Here is an 18,404-nt window from a genome sequence, read left to right as displayed (position 1 = left end):
TGCAACCCTCCTGTCACGGAGAGACCGTGACCGCACAGACCAAAGGAGGCGGGTTATCAGCATGCGTCAGTACGAACTCATGGTCATCCTCGACCCCGAGCTGGACGACCGCACCGTCGCTCCCTCGCTCGACAAGTTCCTCACCGTGATCACCAAGGACAACGGCACCGTCGACAACGTCGACATCTGGGGTCGTCGTCGCCTGGCGTTCGAGATCAAGAAGAAGGCCGAGGGCATCTACGCCGTCGTCAACTTCACCGCGGAGCCGGCCACGGCCAAGGAGCTGGACCGCCAGCTCGGCCTCAACGAGTCGGTCATGCGTACCAAGCTCCTGCGCCCCGGCGCCTGAGCCGCACCGATTCGAACCTGCACCACCCGTTCCACCAGACCTGACCTACCGAACAGGGGACCCGCTACATGGCTGGCGACACGATCATCACCGTCATCGGCAACATCACCGGCGACCCCGAGCTGCGCTTCACCCCCTCGGGTGCTGCCGTCGCGAACTTCACCGTGGCCTCGACGCCGCGGCAGTTCGACCGGCAGTCCAACGAGTGGAAGGACGGGGAGACCCTGTTCATGCGCTGCTCGGTGTGGCGTGACGCCGCCGAGAACGTGGCCGAGTCCCTCCAGCGGGGCACGCGCGTCATCGTCTCCGGCCGCCTGAAGTCTCGTTCGTACGAGACCAAGGAGGGCGAGAAGCGCACCGTCGTCGAGATGGAGGTCGACGAGGTCGGCCCCTCGCTGCGGTACGCGACGGCGAAGGTCAACCGCACCCAGCGCGGCACCGGCGGCGGCGGAGGCTTCTCCGGCGGCGGCGGCGGCAGCCAGGGTGGCGGCGGTCAGCAGGAGGACCCGTGGGCGACCGGCCCGTCCGGTGGTCAGCAGCCCTCCCCGCAGGGCGCCCCCCAGGGTGGCGGCCAGCAGGGTGGCGGTTGGGGCGGCGGCGCGCCGTCGTACGACGAGCCCCCGTTCTGATCAAGCACCGTTGACCGGTTCGGATCACCCGGGTATGCCGCCCGGCCGGGCTCCGCACGGAGCTCACCACGCGGCATACCCACCACTGCCCGCCGGCTGAGGCCGGCTCGGCAGGACCAACTCGAAGAACCCCATCCCTGGGAGACCAGGGCTCATCCGCGAAGACACTTCGCAGAAGGAGAGCACCACGATGGCCAAGCCCGTTGTGCGCAAGCCCAAGAAGAAGGCCAACCCGCTGAAGGCGGCGAAGGTCGAGAACATCGACTACAAGGACACCGCGCTGCTGCGCAAGTTCATCTCCGACCGCGGCAAGATCCGCGCTCGTCGGGTGACCGGTGTGTCCGTCCAGGAGCAGCGGCTCATCGCCACCGCGGTCAAGAACGCCCGCGAGATGGCGCTCCTGCCCTACTCCAGCTCGTCCCGCTGAGCCGGCGAAACCAGAGGAGAAGTCAGTTATGAAGGTGATTCTCACGCACGAGGTCTCGAGCCTCGGCAACCCTGGCGACATCGTCGATGTCAAGGACGGGTACGCCCGCAACTTCCTGTTCCGCCGTGGCCTGGCCACGTCGTGGACCAAGGGTGGGCAGAAGCAGGTCGACGCGATCAGCAAGGGCCGTGAGGTCCGCGCCGTGAAGACCCTCGAGGAGGCCAAGTCGATCAAGGGCAACCTCGAGAACAAGGCCGTCAAGGTCGTCGCCCACGCGGGCACCGGCGGTCGCCTCTTCGGCGCTGTGTCCACGACCGACATCGCCGAGGCCGTCAAGGCTGCCGGCGGCCCGGACCTGGACCGTCGCAAGATCGAGATCGGCACCCCGATCAAGTCGGTCGGCACGCACGAGGCCCTCGTCCGTCTGCACCCCGAGGTGCAGGCCAAGGTCAAGCTGGACGTCGTCGCAGGCTGACGACACCACTCCTCGAAGGGCCCGCTCCGGCTGGAGCGGGCCCTTCGTCGTGTCCGGACCCTGGGTTCGCGACGGGGTTCGCGACGGGGGCGATGCGAGGTTCGCAACTGTCCGGTTCGTGCTGATCGTCCGTTCGGTTGGTAGGAGGCGCGATCGCGGGTCGAGCCGCCCGTGGTGTTCCTATGCTCCGGCGAAGGCCTCGCCCGGGGTCGACGAATGATTGCGTGGGGGAACGTCTTGTCCAGTTCGATGCCAGAGTCGGCTTCGTCGTCGCCGTCCACGGATACCAGTCGCCCGGAGGTGGCGCCGGCGGTCGAGCTGCGTGGCGCGGGAGCCGAGGAGCTCGTCGCCCTCATGCAGGCCAACGGACGGGACCGCCGCCGAGGCCGGGTCGTCGCCCTGGTGGGCGCGGTCACCGGCATCGTCGTCCTCGGCACCGGGGGGATCTTCGCCTTCCAGCAGCTCAGCGGGAGCGGGCCGCAGCCCGAGTCGGTGCTTCCCTCGAGCACGGTCGCGTTCGCCAAGGTCGACCTCGACCCGTCAGCGGGCCAGAAGGTCGACGCGTTTCGTTTCCTGCGGTCCTTCCCCGCGGCGGACAAGCAGATCGGCGCCGACACCGACCTGCGCAAGGTGGCCTTCGAGGCGATCCAGCAGCAGGGCGGGCTCGGCAAGGTCGACTACGCCAAGGACGTGCAGCCCTGGTTGGGCCAGCGGATGGGCATCGGGTTCGTCCCCGACACCGCCGCCAAGGAGGGCGCCCGCCCGGTCCTCGCCCTGGGCATCAGCGATGCGACGGCCGCCAGGACCCACCTCCCGGCGCTGGCAAGCTCCCTCGGCGGACGCTGCCGGGTGCTAGAGGAGTATGCCGTCTGCACCAGTGGCACGACCGACGCCCCGCTCGACGCCATCGTCGCAGCGACCGCACGCGGCACGCTGGCGGAGGCGTCGACCTACCGACAGGACATGCGCGACCTCGGCGAGGACGGTGTCGTCTCGGCCTGGGTCGACTCGGCCAAGGCGGGCGAGATGGTCTCGGCCCTCGGTGGGGCCGCGGGCATGCCCAAGGCGAACCTCACGAACCTCGCCGACGCGGGCCGGACGGCGGTGGCCCTGCGTTTCGACGGGCCGAACCTCGAGCTGGCCGGGCACGTCAACGGGGTGAAGGCCCGTCCCTCGGCCACTGGTGACGTCCGGACCATCACCACGCTCCCGTGGAACACCCTGGCCGCCGTGAGCGTCGGTGGTGCGGGCAAGAGCTTCAGCGCGGCGTGGCCCGAGCTCGAGTCCTCGCTGCGCGCCGCGGTCGGCGACAAGGAGTTCACCGCCGGGCTCAAGCAGGTCGAGCAGGCCGTCGGCATCTCGGTGCCTGGTGACGTCGCTGCCGCCCTCGGCACCCGGTTCACCGTGGTCTTCGGTGGGATCGACCCGACCAGCGGACCGAAGGTGGCCGTGCTCGGTGACGGCGACGCCGACGTGCTGCGCACCGTCGCCGACCACGCGGCGGGCCTCGCCGGCGGTGGGCAGGCTTTCGTCCGCCCCGCGGGTGGCGGCACCGTGGTCTCGCTCTCCGACGACTACGGACAGGAGGTGGCCACCACGCACGGCCTGGGTGACATGCCCGCCTTCAAGGACGCCCTCAAGGACCCGCAGGACGCCCAGGTCGCGGCCTACGTCGACATCTCCGGGCTGGCCGCGCAGTTCAAGGACGACGTGGCGGGGTCGAAGTCCGCCCCGGCCGGCGCCTCGGCCGGCGCTTCTGCACTGGACCACCTGTCGGCCCTCGGCATCACCGCAACCGGCCACGGCTCGGACGCGGACTTCCGGATCCGCCTGACGACGAAGTAGGGCCGCCCGGCGTCAGCGCTCGTCGACCATGACGTCGATGCTGTAGCTCGAGGCCCTGTAGCAGTGGTCGCCGTACTCGACGGCCTTGCCGGCCGCGTCGAACGCGCTGCGGGTCATGGTGAGCACCGGCTCGGTGCCGCGGATCTCGAGGTGGCGTCGTTCGGCGGCCGTGGGCATCCGGGCGCCGATGCTCTGGTGCGCCACGACGGGACGGATCCCGCGTTCGCGCAGCACGGCATACAGGCCCTCCTGCTCGAGCTGGGCGCGGGTGACGTCACCGACCGCCGGCGGCAGCCAGTTGCGCATCACGGCCAGCGGTGTCGTGCCGGCGCAGCGCAGGCGCTGGATGCACAGCAGCACGGTGTCCGGTGGCAGGTCGAGGGCCGCGGCAGCGACCTCGTCCTGCACCAGCTCGTGGGAGAGCACGGTCGTCGTCGGGGTGTCACCTCCCCGGGCGAGGTCGTCCCACAGGCTGGTGAGCTCGGCGCGACGGTGCACCTTGCGGTTGGCGACGGTCGTGCCCAGACCCCGGCGCCGGACGAGCAGACCCTGGGAGACGAGCTCCTGGAAGGCGCGACGGACGGTGGGTCGGGACAGACCGAGTCGTTCGCCGAGCGCGATCTCGTTCTCGAACGGGTCGCCGGGCTGCAGGTCACCGTTGGTGATCGCGGCCGAGAGCTGCTGCGCGAGCTGGTGGTAGAGCGGCACGGGTGAGGCCCTGTCGATCCTGACGCCGATCTGCTTCACCATGGCGGACACAGTAGTGGGCGCAGCGCCCGACAAGAGGACATGAGAATGTCAGGACATATTCTTGACACTCCGTCGAGGTCCGCGACAGGCTGTGACGTCGCCCTCCCCGAGCCCGCCCTGAACGGAGCAGTCATGCGTATCGGCCTCGCCGGCATCGGACGCATCGGCGCCTTCCACGCCGAGACCCTCAAAGCCCTTCCCGTGGTGGACGACCTCGTCGTCACCGATGTCGCCGCGGAGGTGGGCCGAGCCGTTGCGGACCAGCTCGGCCTCGCCTGGGCCGACTCCCCGGAGGCGATGCTCGCCGACGGCGTCGACGGGTTCGTCATCGCCGCAGCGACCAACGCTCACGCACCGCTCCTGCGGGCCGGTATCGAGGCGGGGGTCCCGACGTTCTGCGAGAAGCCGGTCGCCGGGACGCTGGCCGAGAGCCTCGAGCTGGCCAAGCTCGCCGCCAGCACGGACGTGCCCGTGCACATCGGCTTCCAGCGTCGCTTCGACGCCGGCTACCGCGCTGCTGCCGAGGCCGTCGCCAGTGGCGAGCTCGGGTTCCTGCACACCCTGCGGGCGGTGACCGGCGACCACGCGCCGCCGCACGCGGCATACATCCCGACCAGCGGGGGGATCTTCCGCGACTGCAACGTGCACGACTTCGACATCATCCGGTTCGTCACCGGGCGCGAGGTCGTCTCGGTCTTCGCCACGGGGTCCAACAAGGGCGAGTCGTTCTTCTCCGAGGCAGGCGACGTCGACACGGCAGCCGCGATCCTCACCCTCGACGACGGCACCATCGCCCAGGTCTCCTCGTCCCGCTACACCGGCCAGGGACACGACGTGCGGCTCGAGGTCGTGGGCAGCAGGGGGAGCGTCGCCGTCGGCCTCGACGACTCCCTCGCCCTGCGCTCCGTCGAGCCGGGGGTGACCTTCCCACCCGGGCCGGTGCACGTGTCGTTCATGGACCGGTTCCTGCCGGCCTACCGCGCCGAGCTCACCGCGTTCGCCGACGTCGTCCGCGGGGCGATCCCCTCCCCGTGCACCGTCGCCGACGCCCTGCAGGCGTTCCGGATCGCCGAGGCGTGCGACTCATCCCGTCGCGAGGGCCGCGTGGTCCGCCTCGACGAGGTGGCGTCGCTGTGAGCGCCGCACTGGCAGGGGTGGCGCAGGGGGTCCGCCGCCCGCTGGCGCAGCGCGTCGCCGGGGCCCCGATCTCCTGGGGGGTCTGCGAGGTGCCGGACTGGGGCTGGCAGTACGACGCCCGGACGGTGCTGACCCAGATGGCGGAGATCGGCCTCGCAGCAACGGAGTTCGGCCCCGACGGATTCCTGCCCGACGACCTCGACGAGCGCGTGCGCACCCTCTCTGCGCACGGGCTGCAGGCCGTCGGTCAGTTCGTGCCCGTGGTCCTGCACGACCCCTCGCACGACCCGTTGCCCGAGGTCGAGCCAGCCATGCAGGCTCTGGTCCGTGCCGGCGCCTCGACCGTCGTCCTGGCCGCAGCCTCCGGGATGGAGGGGTATGACGAGCGGCCCGTCCTCGACGACACCGCCTGGAACGCGCTGCTCGCCAACCTCGACCGGATCGACGAGGCGGCATCGGCCCACGGGCTCACCGCGACCCTGCACCCGCACGTCGGCACGATGATCGAGACCGGTGACGAGACGGCCCGTGTCCTGGCCGGCAGCCGGATCGGCCTCTGCCTCGACACCGGTCACCTGCTCATCGGCGGTGGTGACCCCGTCGCCGTCGCCGTCAGCTCGCCGGAACGGATCGCTCACGTGCACCTCAAGGACGTGCGCCTCGACCAGGCTCGCCGGGTGCAGTCCGGCGAGGCCACCTACACCGAGGCCGTCGCCGCCGGCATGTACGTCCCCCTCGGGGAGGGTGACGTCGACATCGCGGCGATCGTCCGCGCCCTGGAGGCCCAGGGGTATGACGGGTGGTACGTCCTCGAGCAGGACACGATCCTGCCGGGTGACCCCGGTCCTGACGGGCCGGTCGAGGCGGTTCGCACCAGCCTGGCCCACCTGCTGGACGTCGCCGGTGCCACGACCCCGCCGGTGGGTGGCTGACGTGGCAGGGCTGACGCCGTCGGTGACCCGCCACGGTGACGTGCGCGCGGCTGGCGGCGACGCGCCATACGACGTCGTCGCGATGGGCCGCACCGGGGTGGACATCTACCCGCTCCAGCACGGGGTCGGGCTCGAGGACGTCGAGACGTTCCAGAAGTTCCTCGGGGGCAGCGCCACCAACGTCTCCGTCGCCTGCGCTCGGCACGGGCTGCGGACCGCGCTGCTGACCCGCACCGGCGACGACCCGTTCGGGCGTTACATCCACCGGGCGCTGCAGGGCTTCGGCGTCGACGACCGGTTCGTCACCGCCGTCGACGGGCCGCCGACGCCAGTGACGTTCTGCGAGGTGCACCCGCCGGACGACTTCCCGCTGTACTTCTACCGCTACCCGATCGCCCCCGACCTGATGATCGAGGCCGACGAGCTGCCGCTGGACGCCATCCGTGACGCCCGGATCTTCTGGGCGACGGTGACGGGCCTGTCCCAGGAGCCCAGCCGCACCGCGCACTTCGCCGCCTGGGCGGCCCGCGGCCGCCGCACCCACACCGTCCTGGATCTCGACTACCGGCCGATGTTCTGGCCGCACCCGGAGGAGGCGAGCGCCCAGGTGGACAAGGCCCTCGACCACGTGACCGTCGCCGTCGGCAACCGCGAGGAGTGCGAGGTGGCCGTCGGCGAGACCGACCCGCAGCGCGCCGCCGACGCGCTGCTCGAGCGCGGGGTGGAGCTCGCGGTGGTGAAGCAGGGACCCAGGGGCGTCCTCGCAGCAACGCGTGACGAACGCGTGGAGGTGCCGCCCTTCCCCGTCGAGGTGGTCAACGGCCTGGGTGCCGGCGACGCCTTCGGCGGGGCCCTGTGCCTGGGGCTCGTCGAGGGCTGGGACCTGCGCCGGACCCTGGAGTTCGCGAACGTCGCCGGGGCGGTGGTCGCCTCCAAGCTGGAGTGCTCGACCGCGATGCCGACGACCGACGAGGTCGAGTCTCTCCTCGCCGGGAGCCGGTCGTGACGGCGCCGCGCTTCGCCGTCGCCGACCTCACCGAGGTCCGGGCCCGTGAGCCGCACCGGATCGCCGAGGAGTGGGAGAACCGGCGCCTTCGCCAGGTGGTCCGCCGGGACGGTCGGATGCTTCTCGTGGCCGCCGACCACCCGGCCCGAGCCGCTCTTGGGGTGCGTGACCAGCCGCGCGCGATGGCGAGCCGCACGGATCTGCTCGAACGCCTCGTCACCGCCCTGTCGCGCCCGGGGGTGGACGGCGTCCTCGGCACCCCCGACATCCTCGACGACCTGCTGCTGCTCGGGGCCCTCGAGGGCAAGGTCGTCGTCGGCTCGATGAACCGCGGGGGCCTGCAGGGCTCGTCGTTCGAGCTCGACGACCGGTTCACGGCCTACCGCGCCAGCGATCTTGCCGCCCTCGGACTCGACGGCGGCAAGATGCTGACGAGGATCGCGTTCGACGACCCGGGCACCGTGGCGACGCTGGAGTCCAGCGCCCGTGCGGTGACCGAGCTGTCCGAGCTCGGGCTGATGGCGATGGTCGAGCCCTTCCTGTCCCAGCGCCGTGACGGCCGGGTGGTCAACCTGCTCGACCCGGACTCGGTCATCACCTCGATCCACGTGGCGTCGGCGCTCGGGGCGTCGAGCGCGCACACCTGGCTGAAGCTGCCCGTCGTCGACGACCTCCCGCGCGTCATGGACGCCACCACCCTGCCGACGCTGTTGCTCGGTGGTGACCCCGTGGGCGACCCGCACGTCACCTACGCCTCCTGGGGCAAGGCTCTCGACCTCCCCGCCGTCCGAGGACTCGTCGTCGGGCGAGCCCTGCTCTACCCACCGGACGGTGACGTCGCCGCTGCCGTGGACATCGCCGCCGAGCTCGTCCACGGGGTGTCCCCGTGAGCGACAACGCCCGCTGGGTGCACCCCCTCGGCACCGTCGCCGACCGCGGCTGGGAGGTCGCGGTCGACGAGGCCATCGACGGCTGGCAGCACACCGGTCTGTACGCCGGTCGGCTGGCGGCCGGCGAGAGCCGCGAGCTCGCTGCCGGGGAGTGGGAGCACGTGGTCGTCCCGCTCTCGGGCACGGTCACGGTCGAGTCGCAGGGGGACCGCGCGGTGCTGGCCGGACGGGCGTCGGTGTTCGCCGGCCCCACGGACGTCGCCTACGTCGCGCGGGACCGTCCGCTGACGGTCACCGCCCACGACGGTCCAGTCCGGGTGGCGGTCTGCGCAGCCCGGGCCAGCGCGGCCCACGCCCCGTCGTTCCGGCACCTGCCGGCCGCCGACGTGCCGGTCGAGCTGCGTGGAGCCGGCACCGCGAGCCGGGAGGTGCGCAACTTCGGCATCCCCGGTGTGCTGGACGCGGACTCGGTCATCGCCTGCGAGGTGGTCACGCCGGCAGGCAACTGGAGCTCCTACCCACCGCACAAGCACGACGAGGCGCGCGAGGGGCTCGAGACCGAGCTCGAGGAGATCTACTACTTCGAGGTCCAGGTGACGGCTGGGTCCCCGGCGGCCCATGATGCGGATCCCGTTGGCTACCAACGGGTCTACGGCACCGATGAGCGACCGATCGACGTGCTCGCCGAGGTGCGCACCGGTGACGTCGTCCTCGTTCCCCACGGCTGGCACGGCCCGGCCATGGCTGCACCCGGCTACGACCTGTACTACCTCAACGTCATGGCCGGCCCGGGCGCCGAGCGGGCCTGGCTGATCTGCGACGACCCCGCCCACGGTTGGGTGCGCCAGACCTGGGAAGGTCAGGACGTCGATCCCCGACTGCCCCTGGGAGGGAACCGATGACCGCGACCGTCAGCCCGACCGTGCGCCTCACCGTCGCGCAGGCCGTGGTGCGCTTCCTCGCCCAGCAGTGGACCGAGCGCGACGGACAGCGGCAGAAGCTGTTCGCCGGCTGCTTCGGGATCTTCGGCCACGGCAACGTCGCCGGCATCGGCCAGGCGCTGCTGCAGGGTGAGCTCGGCGACGACTCGCCTGGCCACGACCAGCACCTGCCCTATGTCCTGGCCCGCAACGAGCAGGCCATGGTGCACACCGCGGTCGGCTACGCCCGGCAGAAGGACCGGCTGCAGACCTGGGCCTGCACCGCCTCGGTCGGCCCCGGCTCGACCAACATGCTCACCGGCGCCGCCCTCGCCACGATCAACCGGATCCCGGTGCTGCTGCTGCCGTCCGGGACGTTCGCGACGCGGGTGTCCGGTCCGGTGCTGCAGGAGCTCGAGCAGCCGTATGCCGCCGACGTCACCGTCAACGACGCGTTCCGTCCGCTGTCGGCCTTCTTCGACCGGGTCAACCGTCCCGAGCAGCTGCCGTCCGCGCTCCTGGCGGCGATGCGGGTGCTGACCGACCCGGCGGCCACCGGGGCCGTGACGATCGCCCTGCCGCAGGACGTGCAGGCCGAGGCGTTCGACTGGCCCGTCGAGCTCTTCGCCGATCGTGTCTGGCGCGTCGCCCGGCCGCTGCCCGAGGCGGTCGACGTCGCGGACGCGGCTGCGCTGGTCCGTTCTGCCGCACGGCCGTTCGTCGTGGCTGGTGGGGGCGTTCACTACTCCGGCGCCGAGGACGCGTTGCGCGCCTTCTGTGAGGCGACCGGCGTTCCGGTGGGGGAGACCCAGGCCGGCAAGGGCTCGCTGCCGCACGCCCACCCCCAGCTGATGGGAGCGGTCGGATCCACCGGCACCACCGCCTCCAACGCCCTCGCCGCCGAGGCGGACCTGGTGATCGGCATCGGCACGCGCTGGAGCGACTTCACGACGGCCTCGCGAACCGCCTTCCAGGACAAAGGGGTCCGGTTCGTCAACATCAACGTGGCACGGTTCGACGCGGGCAAGCAGGCCGGCCTTCCCGTGGTGGCCGATGCCCGCGAGGCGCTCACCGCGTTGACCGACGCCCTCGACGGGTACGCCGTCGACCCTGCGCACCGGGAACGCCAGGCCGCGCTGTGGCGGGCCTGGGACGAGCAGGTGTCCGCGGCATACGACCCGCCTGCGGAGGTGACGAGTGCGTTGGCGCCGGGGCTGCTGACCCAGGCCGAGGTGCTCGGGGTGGTCAACGAGCAGACCGACCCGCGGGACGTCGTGCTCTGCGCCGCCGGGTCGATGCCCGGCGACCTGCACAAGCTGTGGCGGGTGCGCGACCGCAAGGGCTACCACGTCGAGTACGGATACTCCTGCATGGGATACGAGGTGCCCGCGTCCATCGGGATCCGGCTGGCCGACCCGACCCGCGACGTCTTCGCGATGGTCGGCGACGGCGGCTACCTGATGATGCCGACAGAGCTCGTCACCGCCGTCCAGGAGCGGGTCAAGGTGGTCGTGGTGCTGGTGCAGAACCACGGCTTCCACTCGATCGGCTCGTTGTCGGAGTCGTTGGGCTCGCAGCGGTTCGGCACGCGCTACCGCTATCGCGACGTGAGGTCCGGGCGGCTCGAGGGCGGCCCGTTGCCGGTCGACCTCGCTGCGAACGCCCGCAGCCTCGGTGCCCATGTCATCGAGGTGCACTCCCGCGCCGAGCTCGAGCAGGCCGTCAAGGAGGCGAAGGCCGCTCCTGCCGACGGTGGGCCCGTCGTCATCCACGTCGAGACCGACCCGACCGTGCACTCGCCGGACAGCGACAGCTGGTGGGACGTGCCGGTCAGCGCGGAGTCCGAGCTGGCGTCGACGCAGGAGGCCTACGCGGCATACGTGCAGCACAAGGCACGGCAACGCCCCCTGGTCGGCCCGGCTGTCGGCCCAGCTGTCGACCCGCTCGTGGGCTCGGAGGAGGGCTGAGGGTCAGCGGACCACGAGCGCGATCGCGGAGACGAGGGTGGCGGCGAGCACCGCCCGGTCGAAGTGGGACTGGCTCAGCCGTCGCGCCGTGTGCAGCCCCGCCCAGGTCCCGAGCAGGACGAACGGGACGAGCAGCGCCGTGCGCTGCAGCGTGCCAGGAGTGAACAGCCCGAGCCCGGCACTGAACGGGATCTTGCAGAGGTTCACCCCGAGGTAGAACAGCGCGCTGGTGCCGAGGAACCGGCGCTTCTCCACGCCACGCGCCACGAGGTAGAGGGTCATGACCGACCCGGCGGCGTTCGCCGTCATCGTCGTGAACCCGGCGGCCAGACCGGTCCCCAGAGCGGCGCGACGGGACCGGGCGATGACCGAGACGTCGGGCGAGCGCCACTGCAGGAGCAGCTGCAGGAGGCCGGTGACGAGCAGCAGCACGCCGATCGAGCGCCGCAGCACCGTGTCGTCGACCACGGCGAGGAACGCCGCACCCAGCGCGAGGCCCGGCAGCACGCTGGGCACCAGACGCCTCAGGAGTGCCCAGTCTGCGTGCTCGCGGTACTTCCACACGGCGACGACGTCCCCGGTGATGAGCAGCAGCAGGATGGCTGCGGTCGACTCCCGGGCCGGCATGACGCTCGCGAAGATCGCGATCGAGATGGTCGCCAGGCCGCCGATGGAGGTCTTGGCGTAGCCGACGAGGAGGGCGGCGACGACCAGCAGCAGCGCCTCGAGCACCCCCGGACCCTATCCGTGGTCGAGCCACCACGCCTGGGCGTCCACCGTGGTCACGTCGGGCGCAGGGTGGGGCGGCGGGGCAGAATCGGTGCATGGACAGACGTGTGGCGGTCGCTGGCACCGGTCCGGTGTCCGCCGAGGCCGGTGTCGCGGCCGTCCGCGCAGGGGGCAACGCCGTCGACGCCGCGATCGCGGCCATCGTCGCCGCCATGTCGACCGAGCCGGGCATCGTGTCGATGCTCGGGGGCGCGTTCGTCAGCATCTGGCCGGCAGGGGGTGAGCCCGAGGTCATCGACGGCAACGTCGAGATGCCCGGCCGGGAGCTTCCCCGCGAACGCTTCGGCACCGGCCTTCGCGAGATCGTCACGGACTACGGCGGCGGCCTGACCCTCTACGCAGGTCATGGCTCGGTGGCGACGCCGGGAGCCTTCGCCGCCCTCGGTATGGCGCACCAGCGGCACGGGAGCGCGCGCTGGGCCGAGGTCCTGGCCCCGAGCGTGGCCACCGCGCGGGACGGGTACCACCTCGGCACCGCAGCGGCGAGCTACCTCGCCATCACCGGTCACAGCGTCTTCGGCTGGGACGAGCACACGGCCCCACTCGTCAGGCGCGTCGACGGATCGGCGTTCGCGCCGGGTGAGCTCATCACGAACCCCGACCTCGCGACCACCCTGGAGCAGCTCGGTGAGCGGGGCGCCGACGACCTCTACTCCGGTGAGCTGGCCGCCCGGATCTCCGACGACTGCGCCGCCCGAGGTGGGCTGGTCACGGCAGCCGACCTCGCGGCATACCGGGCCGTCGTCCGCACCCCGCTGCGGATGCGCCTCGGCGACTGGGACGTCGCCACCAACCCACCGCCCTCGGTCGGCGGACCGATGCTCGCGGTGATGCTCCGCGAGCTCGGGGCCGACGTGTGGGACTGGAAGCAGGTCATCGACGTGCAGCGACGGGTGCTGGCCTACCGCCACAAGGTCCACGACCTGTCGACCGACCTCGAGGAGGACGGCTACGCCCTGCTCGAGCTGGTGGAGCGCCACGGCCTCGCCGGCCTGCCCACCTCGTCCTCGACGGCGAACGTGTCGGCGGTCGACAGCGACGGGACGGTCTGCGCGATCACCGCGTCGAGCGGGTACGGCTCGGGCGCCACCGTGCCCGGCACCGGCATGATGCTCAACAACTGCCTCGGCGAGCCTGAGCTCAACCGGCTCGGCCTGCACGCCCTCACCCCGGGCACCCGCCTCGCGTCCAACATGGCGCCATCGGTCGCCCGCTCCGGTGCCGGCGCCGCGCTGGCGATCGGCAGCCCGGGCGCCGACCGCATCACCACTGCGCTGATGCAGGTGCTGGGCCGATACTGCCACCACGGCGACTCGCTGCAGCAGGCCATCGACGCGCCCCGGGCCCACGTGCGGATCCTCGAGGACGGCAGCACGCGCGTGGACCACGAGGACGACCCCGCGATCGCTGCCGCGGTGTCGGCGATGGGCCTGCCGGCATTCGTCCACGACCAGATCTCGATGTTCTTCGGCGGAGTCGGGGCTGCGGCCAGAGGTGCGGACGGTGACCTGGTCGCCGCCGGCGACCCCCGCCGCGAGGCCGCGACGCGCATCGGCTGACGCCCGCGCTTCCCCGGGACGCTTCGGTTCGAGGTGTCCCTCTACCTGATGCCGGTAGGCGAATACCTCGACCCGAGGGGAGGTGGGCGAAGCGAAGGGGTGCGGCTGGGCGGTATGGCGCGGCCGCTCAGCGGGCGGCGCCGGTCACCATCCAGGCGTCACCGCGGATGCGGGTCCAGAAGAACGCCGCCCGGATCGCCATGAATCCGGTGAAGGCGGCCCAGAGCACCGTCATGGCCGTCGGCACCCCTGACTCGAGCAGGCTGTCGCCGGCGACGTGCACGGCGAGGACCAGGGGCAGGTAGAGCACCAGGGTCGCGACCATGGCCCTGGCCAGCCAGCGGCCGTCACCGGCACCGATGAGGACACCGTCGACGACGAAGACGTATCCCGACAGCGGCTGGCCGAGGGCGACGACGACCAGGGCCGCAGCCAACGCCGACCGCACGGCTGGGTCCTGCGTGAACGCCGCGGGGATCACCGTGTGCAGCGCCAGCAGGGCTACCCCGAGGACCGCACCACCCCAGACGCCCCAGCGGATCATCGTCGAGGTCGCGGCCCGGGCACCTGCCACGTCACCGGCGCCGAGGGCCTTGCCGGTCAACGCCTGCGCCGCGATGGCCAGGGCGTCGAGGGCGAACACGAGGAACGACCAGACGGTCGCGGCGACCTGGTGGGCCGCGAGCGGCACGTCACCGAGTCCGGCAGCGACCCAGGTCGTCACGAGCAGGATCGACCGCAGCGCCAGCGTCCGCACCAGCAGCGGCACGCCGGTGACGGCGGCGCGCAGCACCCGGCCTGGGTGGGCGTGCAGGCCGGCCCCGGCCCGCCGCGCGTGACGCACCATGACGGTGACCAGGCCCAGCGCCATACCGGTCTGGGCGAGGACGGTGCCCCACGCGGAGCCGGCGATGCCCCAGCCGAACCCGTAGACGAACAGCAGGTTGAGCACGATGTTGGCGGTGAACCCGACGGCCGAGGCGACCAGTGGGGTCCTGGTGTCCTGCAGGCCCCGGAGCACGCCGGTGGCCGCGAGGGCGACGAGCATGGCCGGGATGCCGAGTGCGGAGATCCGCAGGTAGGTCGTGGCGAACCCGACGGCGGCGTCGGAGGCACCGAAGAGGCGGCAGAGCGGCTCGGCGGCGAGTGCGACGGCGACCGAGGTCACCACGCCGAGGCCGACCGCGAGCCAGGTGCCGTCGATGCCGGCCTCGAGCGCGCCGCGTTCGCTGCCCGCGCCGACCTGGCGGGCGACGATCGACGTGGTGCCGTAGGCGAGGAAGACGAACAGGTTGGCCGCAGTCAGGAGCGTGGCGCTCGCGACCCCGAGCCCGGCGAGCTGGGGGGTGCCGAGGTGGCCGATGATCGCCGAGTCGGCGAGCAGGAAGAGGGGCTCGGCCACCAGGGCGAGGAACGCAGGGACGGCCAGGTGCAGGATCTCGCGGCTCTGCGCGCGGTCGCTGCCGGTCCTGCGGTCGGTGCCGGTCCCGTGGTCACCGCCGGTCCTCTGGCTGCTGCCGCGCCGCCCCTCGCCCCTGCTCACCCGGCCTATTGGACCAAAGGCGCGGGGGACAGGTGTTCGTGGACCGCCATCCAGACGTCGTCGCGGCGGGCGAAGACGATGCTCTCGCGCTCGCTCAGCTCCTCGCGCTCGCCGCCGACCTCGACGACCGTGGCGACGTCGTGGGCGAACACCGCCGCGTCCTGGCCCAGCACCTGCACGACCGGGTTGGTCGACGTGCAGGAGACGACCCTGAACCCGTCCTCGGTGACCCACTGCTCCCACAGCGCCTCGTACGCCGCGCGAGACCCCAGCCGCTGCGGCGTCGTGTGGAAGACGAACGTCGCCTCCGGCGCGAAGCAGGCGAAGTATGCGGCGCTGTCGCCGCTCGCGAACGCGCGCACCAGGGCGTCGGCCGCGGCCAGGACCTCGTGCTCGACGGCCCTGGTCGTTTCGGGGCTGGTGGTCATCGGACGACCTCGCTGTCGGGTCGTGCCGTCTGGTCTGGTCCGGGGGCCGCGTCGGGCCGCGGCGCCATCGCGCTGAGCAGCTCGTAGGCCACGTGCGAGGCGGCGATGCCGGTGATCTCGGCGTGGTCGTAGGCCGGCGCGACCTCGACGACATCGGCACCGACGAGGTTGAGCGTACACAGGCTGCGCAGGATCGCGAGCAGCTCGCGACCCGTGAGGCCGCCGGTCTCCGGGGTGCCGGTGCCCGGGGCGAACCCGGGGTCGAGGACGTCGATGTCGATGGAGGCGTAGACCGGGCGGTCGCCGACGCGGTCCCGGATCCGTTCGATGACCCCACGGGCCCCGAGGTCGTCCATCTCCACGCTGGGCACGATCGCGAAACCGAGGGTGGCGTCGTCGTCGAGGTCCTTGGCGGAGTAGAGCGGTCCGCGTGACCCGACGTGCAGGCACGCCTCCTTGTCGAGCAGGCCCTCCTCGGACGCGCGGCGGAACGGTGTGCCGTGCGTGTACTTCGCACCGAAGTAGGTGTCCCACGTGTCGAGGTGGGCGTCGAAGTGCACCACGGCGATCGGGCCGTGGGCCGCCGCGTGGGCGCGCAGCAGGGGCAACGTGATCGTGTGGTCACCACCGAGGGTGAGCACCCGCCTGGCGCGCTCCAGGACCGACCGTGCACCGGCCTCGATGGTCTCGACGGCCTCCTCGATCGAGAACGGGTTGACCCCGAGGTCCCCGGCGTCGACGACCTGCTGGGCCGCGAACGGCGACACGTCCTGCGCGGGGTTGTAGGGCCGCAGCAGCCGCGAGGACTCGCGGATGTGGGCCGGGCCGAACCGGGCGCCCGGTCGGTAGGAGACCCCGGCGTCGAACGGCACGCCCATGACCGCGACGTCCACGTCGGACACCTCGTCGATGCGGGGCAGCCGGGCGAACGTCGCCGGTCCGGCGAAGCGCGGGACGACGGTGGCGTCGACCTGGCCGACGCGCCCTCCGTCGGTGATGCGGGGCAGGCTGCGGTCGACCCGGGGAAGGGCCGGGTCGACCGCAGCGGTCGTGTGGTCAGCCATCGGTGCGGGCCTCCAGCTCGGTGGTGACGGACTCGTCCATGAGGTGACCGCGACGGGCCGTGCGGTGGTGCGACGCGGACTCGTCCGCGACGACCTGCGGCTCGTCACCGTCGGCCGCGGGGACCCAGCGCGGGCCCTGCGGACCGAAGACGTAGCGGGGCTCCGGCACGGCATACAGGAGGCCGAGGTAGAGCACCGCGGCGACACCGATCGCGACCGGGAGGCTGATGTCGATGCCTCCCGCGGCGTCGCGGAACGGGCCCTCGATCAGCGGCGGGTAGTTGGCGAACATCAGGCCGGCGACGGCCGCGGGGATCCACGCGACCATGCCCCGCCAGTTGACGCCGTCGCGGAACCAGTAGGCGCCGCCGCGCATCCCGAGGTTGAAGACCTGCACGTCGGCGGGCCGGTAGTAGCCGCGACGCACGATGTAACCGATGGTCATGATGACCATCCACGGCGTCGTGCAGATGACGATGGCGCCGATGAACGCGTTGACGCTGGCGATCAGGTCGAAGGCCAGGCGGCCGACCAGGATGAAGACGAAGGCGATGATGCCGATGAACAGCGACGCCTGCACCCGGCTGAGCCGCGGGAAGACCGACGAGAAGTCCAGGCCGGTGCCGTAGAGCGACGTGACGCCGGTGGACAGGCCACCGAGGAACGCGACCACCATGAGCAGCACGGCGTACCAGATCGGGGAGATCTTGATCAGGGCGATGACGTAGTCGGCCTCGCCGGCGACGAGCGTCGCGGTGGCCACGCCGAAGATGAACGGGATGAGCGTCATCAGCTGCGCGCCGAAGGTGGCCCCCAGCAACGACTTTCGCGACGTCGCAGCCGGTATGTAGCGCGACCAGTCGCCGAGGAACGCACCGAAGGACACGGGGTTGCCCATGACGATGAGTGCCGACAGCACGAAGGTCGGCCAGAACGAGCCGAGGGCGTAGGCGCTGGGGCCGGGGTCGAAGGACGGGTCGAACACCGACGCGTAGGCGACCACCGCGAGCAGGATCAGGACGGTGTTGCCGACGACGACGACCTTGTTGACCAGCAGCATGAACTGGAAGCCGAAGACGACCACGACGATGACGATGGCGCCGAGCACGGCGTAGACGACACCGCGCAGGAGGTCGGAGTCGGGGACGCCGAACAGCCGGTTCATGGCGCCGACGAGCGCGTCACCGCTGACCCAGACCGAGATGGAGTAGAAGGCGATCGCGGTGAGCAGCGACAGGAACGAGCCGACGATGCGGCCGCGGACGCCGAAGTGCGCGCCCGAGGAGACCGCGTTGTTGGTGCCGGTCAGCGGACCGAACAGCCCCATCGGCATGAGGAACAACGCCCCGACGACGACACCGGCCAGGGTCGCGCCGACCGCCTGCCAGAACGACAGGCCCAGCGCGATGGGGAAGGTGCCGAGCAGGACGGTGGCGAAGGTGTTGGCGCCGCCGAACTGGATCCGGAACAGGTCGAGCGGGCGAGACGTCCGGTCGCTGTCGGGGATCGTGTTGATGCCGTGCTGCTCGACATCGGTGACCTTGGGGCGGGACGTGGTGGCGGAGCCGGCGTGCGTCGTGTCCGGGGCGTTCGAGGAGCTCATGCGGGATCCCTTCCGAGGGGGCCTTCCGAGGGGTGGAGCATCGGCGGGAACGCTAGCGCCGGGGTTTACTGCAATGCAATAGTTGTTCACC

General features: G+C 71.7%; 18 protein-coding genes. 12 read left to right on the top strand and 6 right to left on the bottom strand.

All coding sequences use genetic code 11. The annotated features are described in order from the left end of the window. Window positions 1-61 precede the first annotated feature (61 nt). The 5 genes from rpsF (at window position 62) to ABEG17_RS07865 (ending at window position 3,725) form a co-directional block, all read left to right on the top strand. Window positions 62-349, top strand: coding sequence for a 30S ribosomal protein S6 (gene rpsF, locus ABEG17_RS07885; protein ID WP_406832731.1), 288 nt, complete (start codon window positions 62-64; stop codon window positions 347-349). 68 nt (window positions 350-417) lie between these two features. Next, entirely contained in the window at window positions 418-978 is a 561-nt protein-coding gene (locus ABEG17_RS07880; protein WP_406832730.1) for a single-stranded DNA-binding protein, read from the top strand. Between the two features lie 190 nt (window positions 979-1,168). Beyond that, a complete protein-coding gene (rpsR, locus tag ABEG17_RS07875) occupies window positions 1,169-1,405 on the top strand; it encodes a 30S ribosomal protein S18 (protein ID WP_056884210.1) in 237 nt (78 codons plus the stop codon). A gap of 28 nt (window positions 1,406-1,433) precedes the next feature. Continuing rightward, window positions 1,434-1,880 (top strand): 50S ribosomal protein L9, encoded by a 447-nt coding sequence (gene rplI / locus ABEG17_RS07870; protein WP_406832728.1) that lies wholly within the window; start codon window positions 1,434-1,436, stop codon window positions 1,878-1,880. 300 nt (window positions 1,881-2,180) lie between these two features. Then, window positions 2,181-3,725, top strand: a complete 1,545-nt coding sequence (locus ABEG17_RS07865; RefSeq protein WP_406832727.1) for a DUF3352 domain-containing protein — start codon at window positions 2,181-2,183, stop codon at window positions 3,723-3,725. Window positions 3,726-3,737: 12 nt separating this feature from the next. Here the strand turns inward: ABEG17_RS07865 and ABEG17_RS07860 are convergent, their stop codons facing one another. Beyond that, the gene (locus ABEG17_RS07860; RefSeq protein WP_406832726.1) at window positions 3,738-4,475 is read right to left on the bottom strand and encodes a GntR family transcriptional regulator; all 738 of its coding nucleotides are present in this window, start codon (window positions 4,473-4,475) and stop codon (window positions 3,738-3,740) included. 132 nt (window positions 4,476-4,607) lie between these two features. Between ABEG17_RS07860 and ABEG17_RS07855 the strand changes: the two genes are divergently transcribed. The 6 genes from ABEG17_RS07855 to iolD are packed head-to-tail and all read left to right on the top strand — an operon-like array spanning window position 4,608 to window position 11,327. Beyond that, a complete protein-coding gene (locus ABEG17_RS07855) occupies window positions 4,608-5,612 on the top strand; it encodes a Gfo/Idh/MocA family oxidoreductase (RefSeq protein WP_406832725.1) in 1,005 nt (334 codons plus the stop codon). Further along, a complete protein-coding gene (locus tag ABEG17_RS07850; RefSeq protein ID WP_406832724.1) occupies window positions 5,609-6,544 on the top strand; it encodes a TIM barrel protein in 936 nt (311 codons plus the stop codon). Before ABEG17_RS07855 ends, ABEG17_RS07850 begins: the two co-directional genes overlap by 4 nt. Window positions 6,545-6,554: 10 nt before the next feature. Next, entirely contained in the window at window positions 6,555-7,550 is a 996-nt protein-coding gene (gene iolC, locus ABEG17_RS07845) for a 5-dehydro-2-deoxygluconokinase (RefSeq protein ID WP_406833157.1), read from the top strand. Next, on the top strand, window positions 7,547-8,440 hold the full coding sequence (locus ABEG17_RS07840) for a deoxyribose-phosphate aldolase (RefSeq protein ID WP_406832723.1): 894 nt from the start codon (window positions 7,547-7,549) through the stop codon (window positions 8,438-8,440). The genes iolC and ABEG17_RS07840 overlap by 4 nt, the downstream gene beginning before the upstream one ends. Continuing rightward, entirely contained in the window at window positions 8,437-9,342 is a 906-nt protein-coding gene (gene iolB, locus ABEG17_RS07835; RefSeq protein ID WP_406832722.1) for a 5-deoxy-glucuronate isomerase, read from the top strand. The genes ABEG17_RS07840 and iolB overlap by 4 nt, the downstream gene beginning before the upstream one ends. Beyond that, entirely contained in the window at window positions 9,339-11,327 is a 1,989-nt protein-coding gene (gene iolD, locus ABEG17_RS07830) for a 3D-(3,5/4)-trihydroxycyclohexane-1,2-dione acylhydrolase (decyclizing) (protein ID WP_406832721.1), read from the top strand. Before iolB ends, iolD begins: the two co-directional genes overlap by 4 nt. 3 nt (window positions 11,328-11,330) lie before the next feature. Here iolD and ABEG17_RS07825 read toward each other — a convergent pair whose 3' ends face one another. Further along, complete coding sequence (locus ABEG17_RS07825; protein WP_406832720.1) at window positions 11,331-12,059, bottom strand: sulfite exporter TauE/SafE family protein; 729 nt, start codon at window positions 12,057-12,059, stop codon at window positions 11,331-11,333. Between the two features lie 92 nt (window positions 12,060-12,151). On the opposite strand from ABEG17_RS07825, the gene ABEG17_RS07820 reads away from it, so the two are divergent. Then, entirely contained in the window at window positions 12,152-13,675 is a 1,524-nt protein-coding gene (locus tag ABEG17_RS07820) for a gamma-glutamyltransferase (RefSeq protein ID WP_406832719.1), read from the top strand. Between the two features lie 127 nt (window positions 13,676-13,802). Here the strand turns inward: ABEG17_RS07820 and ABEG17_RS07815 are convergent, their stop codons facing one another. From ABEG17_RS07815 to ABEG17_RS07800, 4 genes are all read right to left on the bottom strand, one after another. Next, complete coding sequence (locus ABEG17_RS07815) at window positions 13,803-15,113, bottom strand: MATE family efflux transporter (RefSeq protein WP_406833156.1); 1,311 nt, start codon at window positions 15,111-15,113, stop codon at window positions 13,803-13,805. Between the two features lie 110 nt (window positions 15,114-15,223). Then, entirely contained in the window at window positions 15,224-15,646 is a 423-nt protein-coding gene (locus tag ABEG17_RS07810; protein ID WP_406832718.1) for a YybH family protein, read from the bottom strand. After that, window positions 15,643-16,710: an agmatinase gene (speB, locus tag ABEG17_RS07805; RefSeq protein ID WP_406832717.1), complete on the bottom strand. Its 1,068-nt coding sequence runs from the start codon at window positions 16,708-16,710 to the stop codon at window positions 15,643-15,645. Before speB ends, ABEG17_RS07810 begins: the two co-directional genes overlap by 4 nt. Next, window positions 16,703-18,313: a purine-cytosine permease family protein gene (locus tag ABEG17_RS07800; protein ID WP_406832716.1), complete on the bottom strand. Its 1,611-nt coding sequence runs from the start codon at window positions 18,311-18,313 to the stop codon at window positions 16,703-16,705. Before ABEG17_RS07800 ends, speB begins: the two co-directional genes overlap by 8 nt. Window positions 18,314-18,404 lie beyond the last annotated feature (91 nt).

The sequence above is a fragment of the Pedococcus sp. KACC 23699 genome (genome assembly GCF_045348425.1).
GTDB lineage: Bacteria > Actinomycetota > Actinomycetes > Actinomycetales > Dermatophilaceae > Pedococcus.
Note: the sequence above shows the minus strand (reverse complement) of the source record. Positions and strands in the feature narration are given on the sequence as shown.

What these genes read in the sequence shown, in the direction of transcription:
- rpsF (WP_406832731.1), top strand. Translation starts at nt 62, where the DNA reads ATGCGTCAGTACGAACTCATGGTCATCCTCGACCCCGAGCTGGACGAC.
- ABEG17_RS07880 (WP_406832730.1), top strand. Translation starts at nt 418, where the DNA reads ATGGCTGGCGACACGATCATCACCGTCATCGGCAACATCACCGGCGAC.
- rpsR (WP_056884210.1), top strand. Translation starts at nt 1,169, where the DNA reads ATGGCCAAGCCCGTTGTGCGCAAGCCCAAGAAGAAGGCCAACCCGCTG.
- rplI (WP_406832728.1), top strand. Translation starts at nt 1,434, where the DNA reads ATGAAGGTGATTCTCACGCACGAGGTCTCGAGCCTCGGCAACCCTGGC.
- ABEG17_RS07860 (WP_406832726.1), bottom strand. Translation starts at nt 4,475, where the DNA reads ATGGTGAAGCAGATCGGCGTCAGGATCGACAGGGCCTCACCCGTGCCG.
- ABEG17_RS07855 (WP_406832725.1), top strand. Translation starts at nt 4,608, where the DNA reads ATGCGTATCGGCCTCGCCGGCATCGGACGCATCGGCGCCTTCCACGCC.
- iolD (WP_406832721.1), top strand. Translation starts at nt 9,339, where the DNA reads ATGACCGCGACCGTCAGCCCGACCGTGCGCCTCACCGTCGCGCAGGCC.
- ABEG17_RS07820 (WP_406832719.1), top strand. Translation starts at nt 12,152, where the DNA reads ATGGACAGACGTGTGGCGGTCGCTGGCACCGGTCCGGTGTCCGCCGAG.
- ABEG17_RS07810 (WP_406832718.1), bottom strand. Translation starts at nt 15,646, where the DNA reads ATGACCACCAGCCCCGAAACGACCAGGGCCGTCGAGCACGAGGTCCTG.
- speB (WP_406832717.1), bottom strand. Translation starts at nt 16,710, where the DNA reads ATGGCTGACCACACGACCGCTGCGGTCGACCCGGCCCTTCCCCGGGTC.
- ABEG17_RS07800 (WP_406832716.1), bottom strand. Translation starts at nt 18,313, where the DNA reads ATGAGCTCCTCGAACGCCCCGGACACGACGCACGCCGGCTCCGCCACC.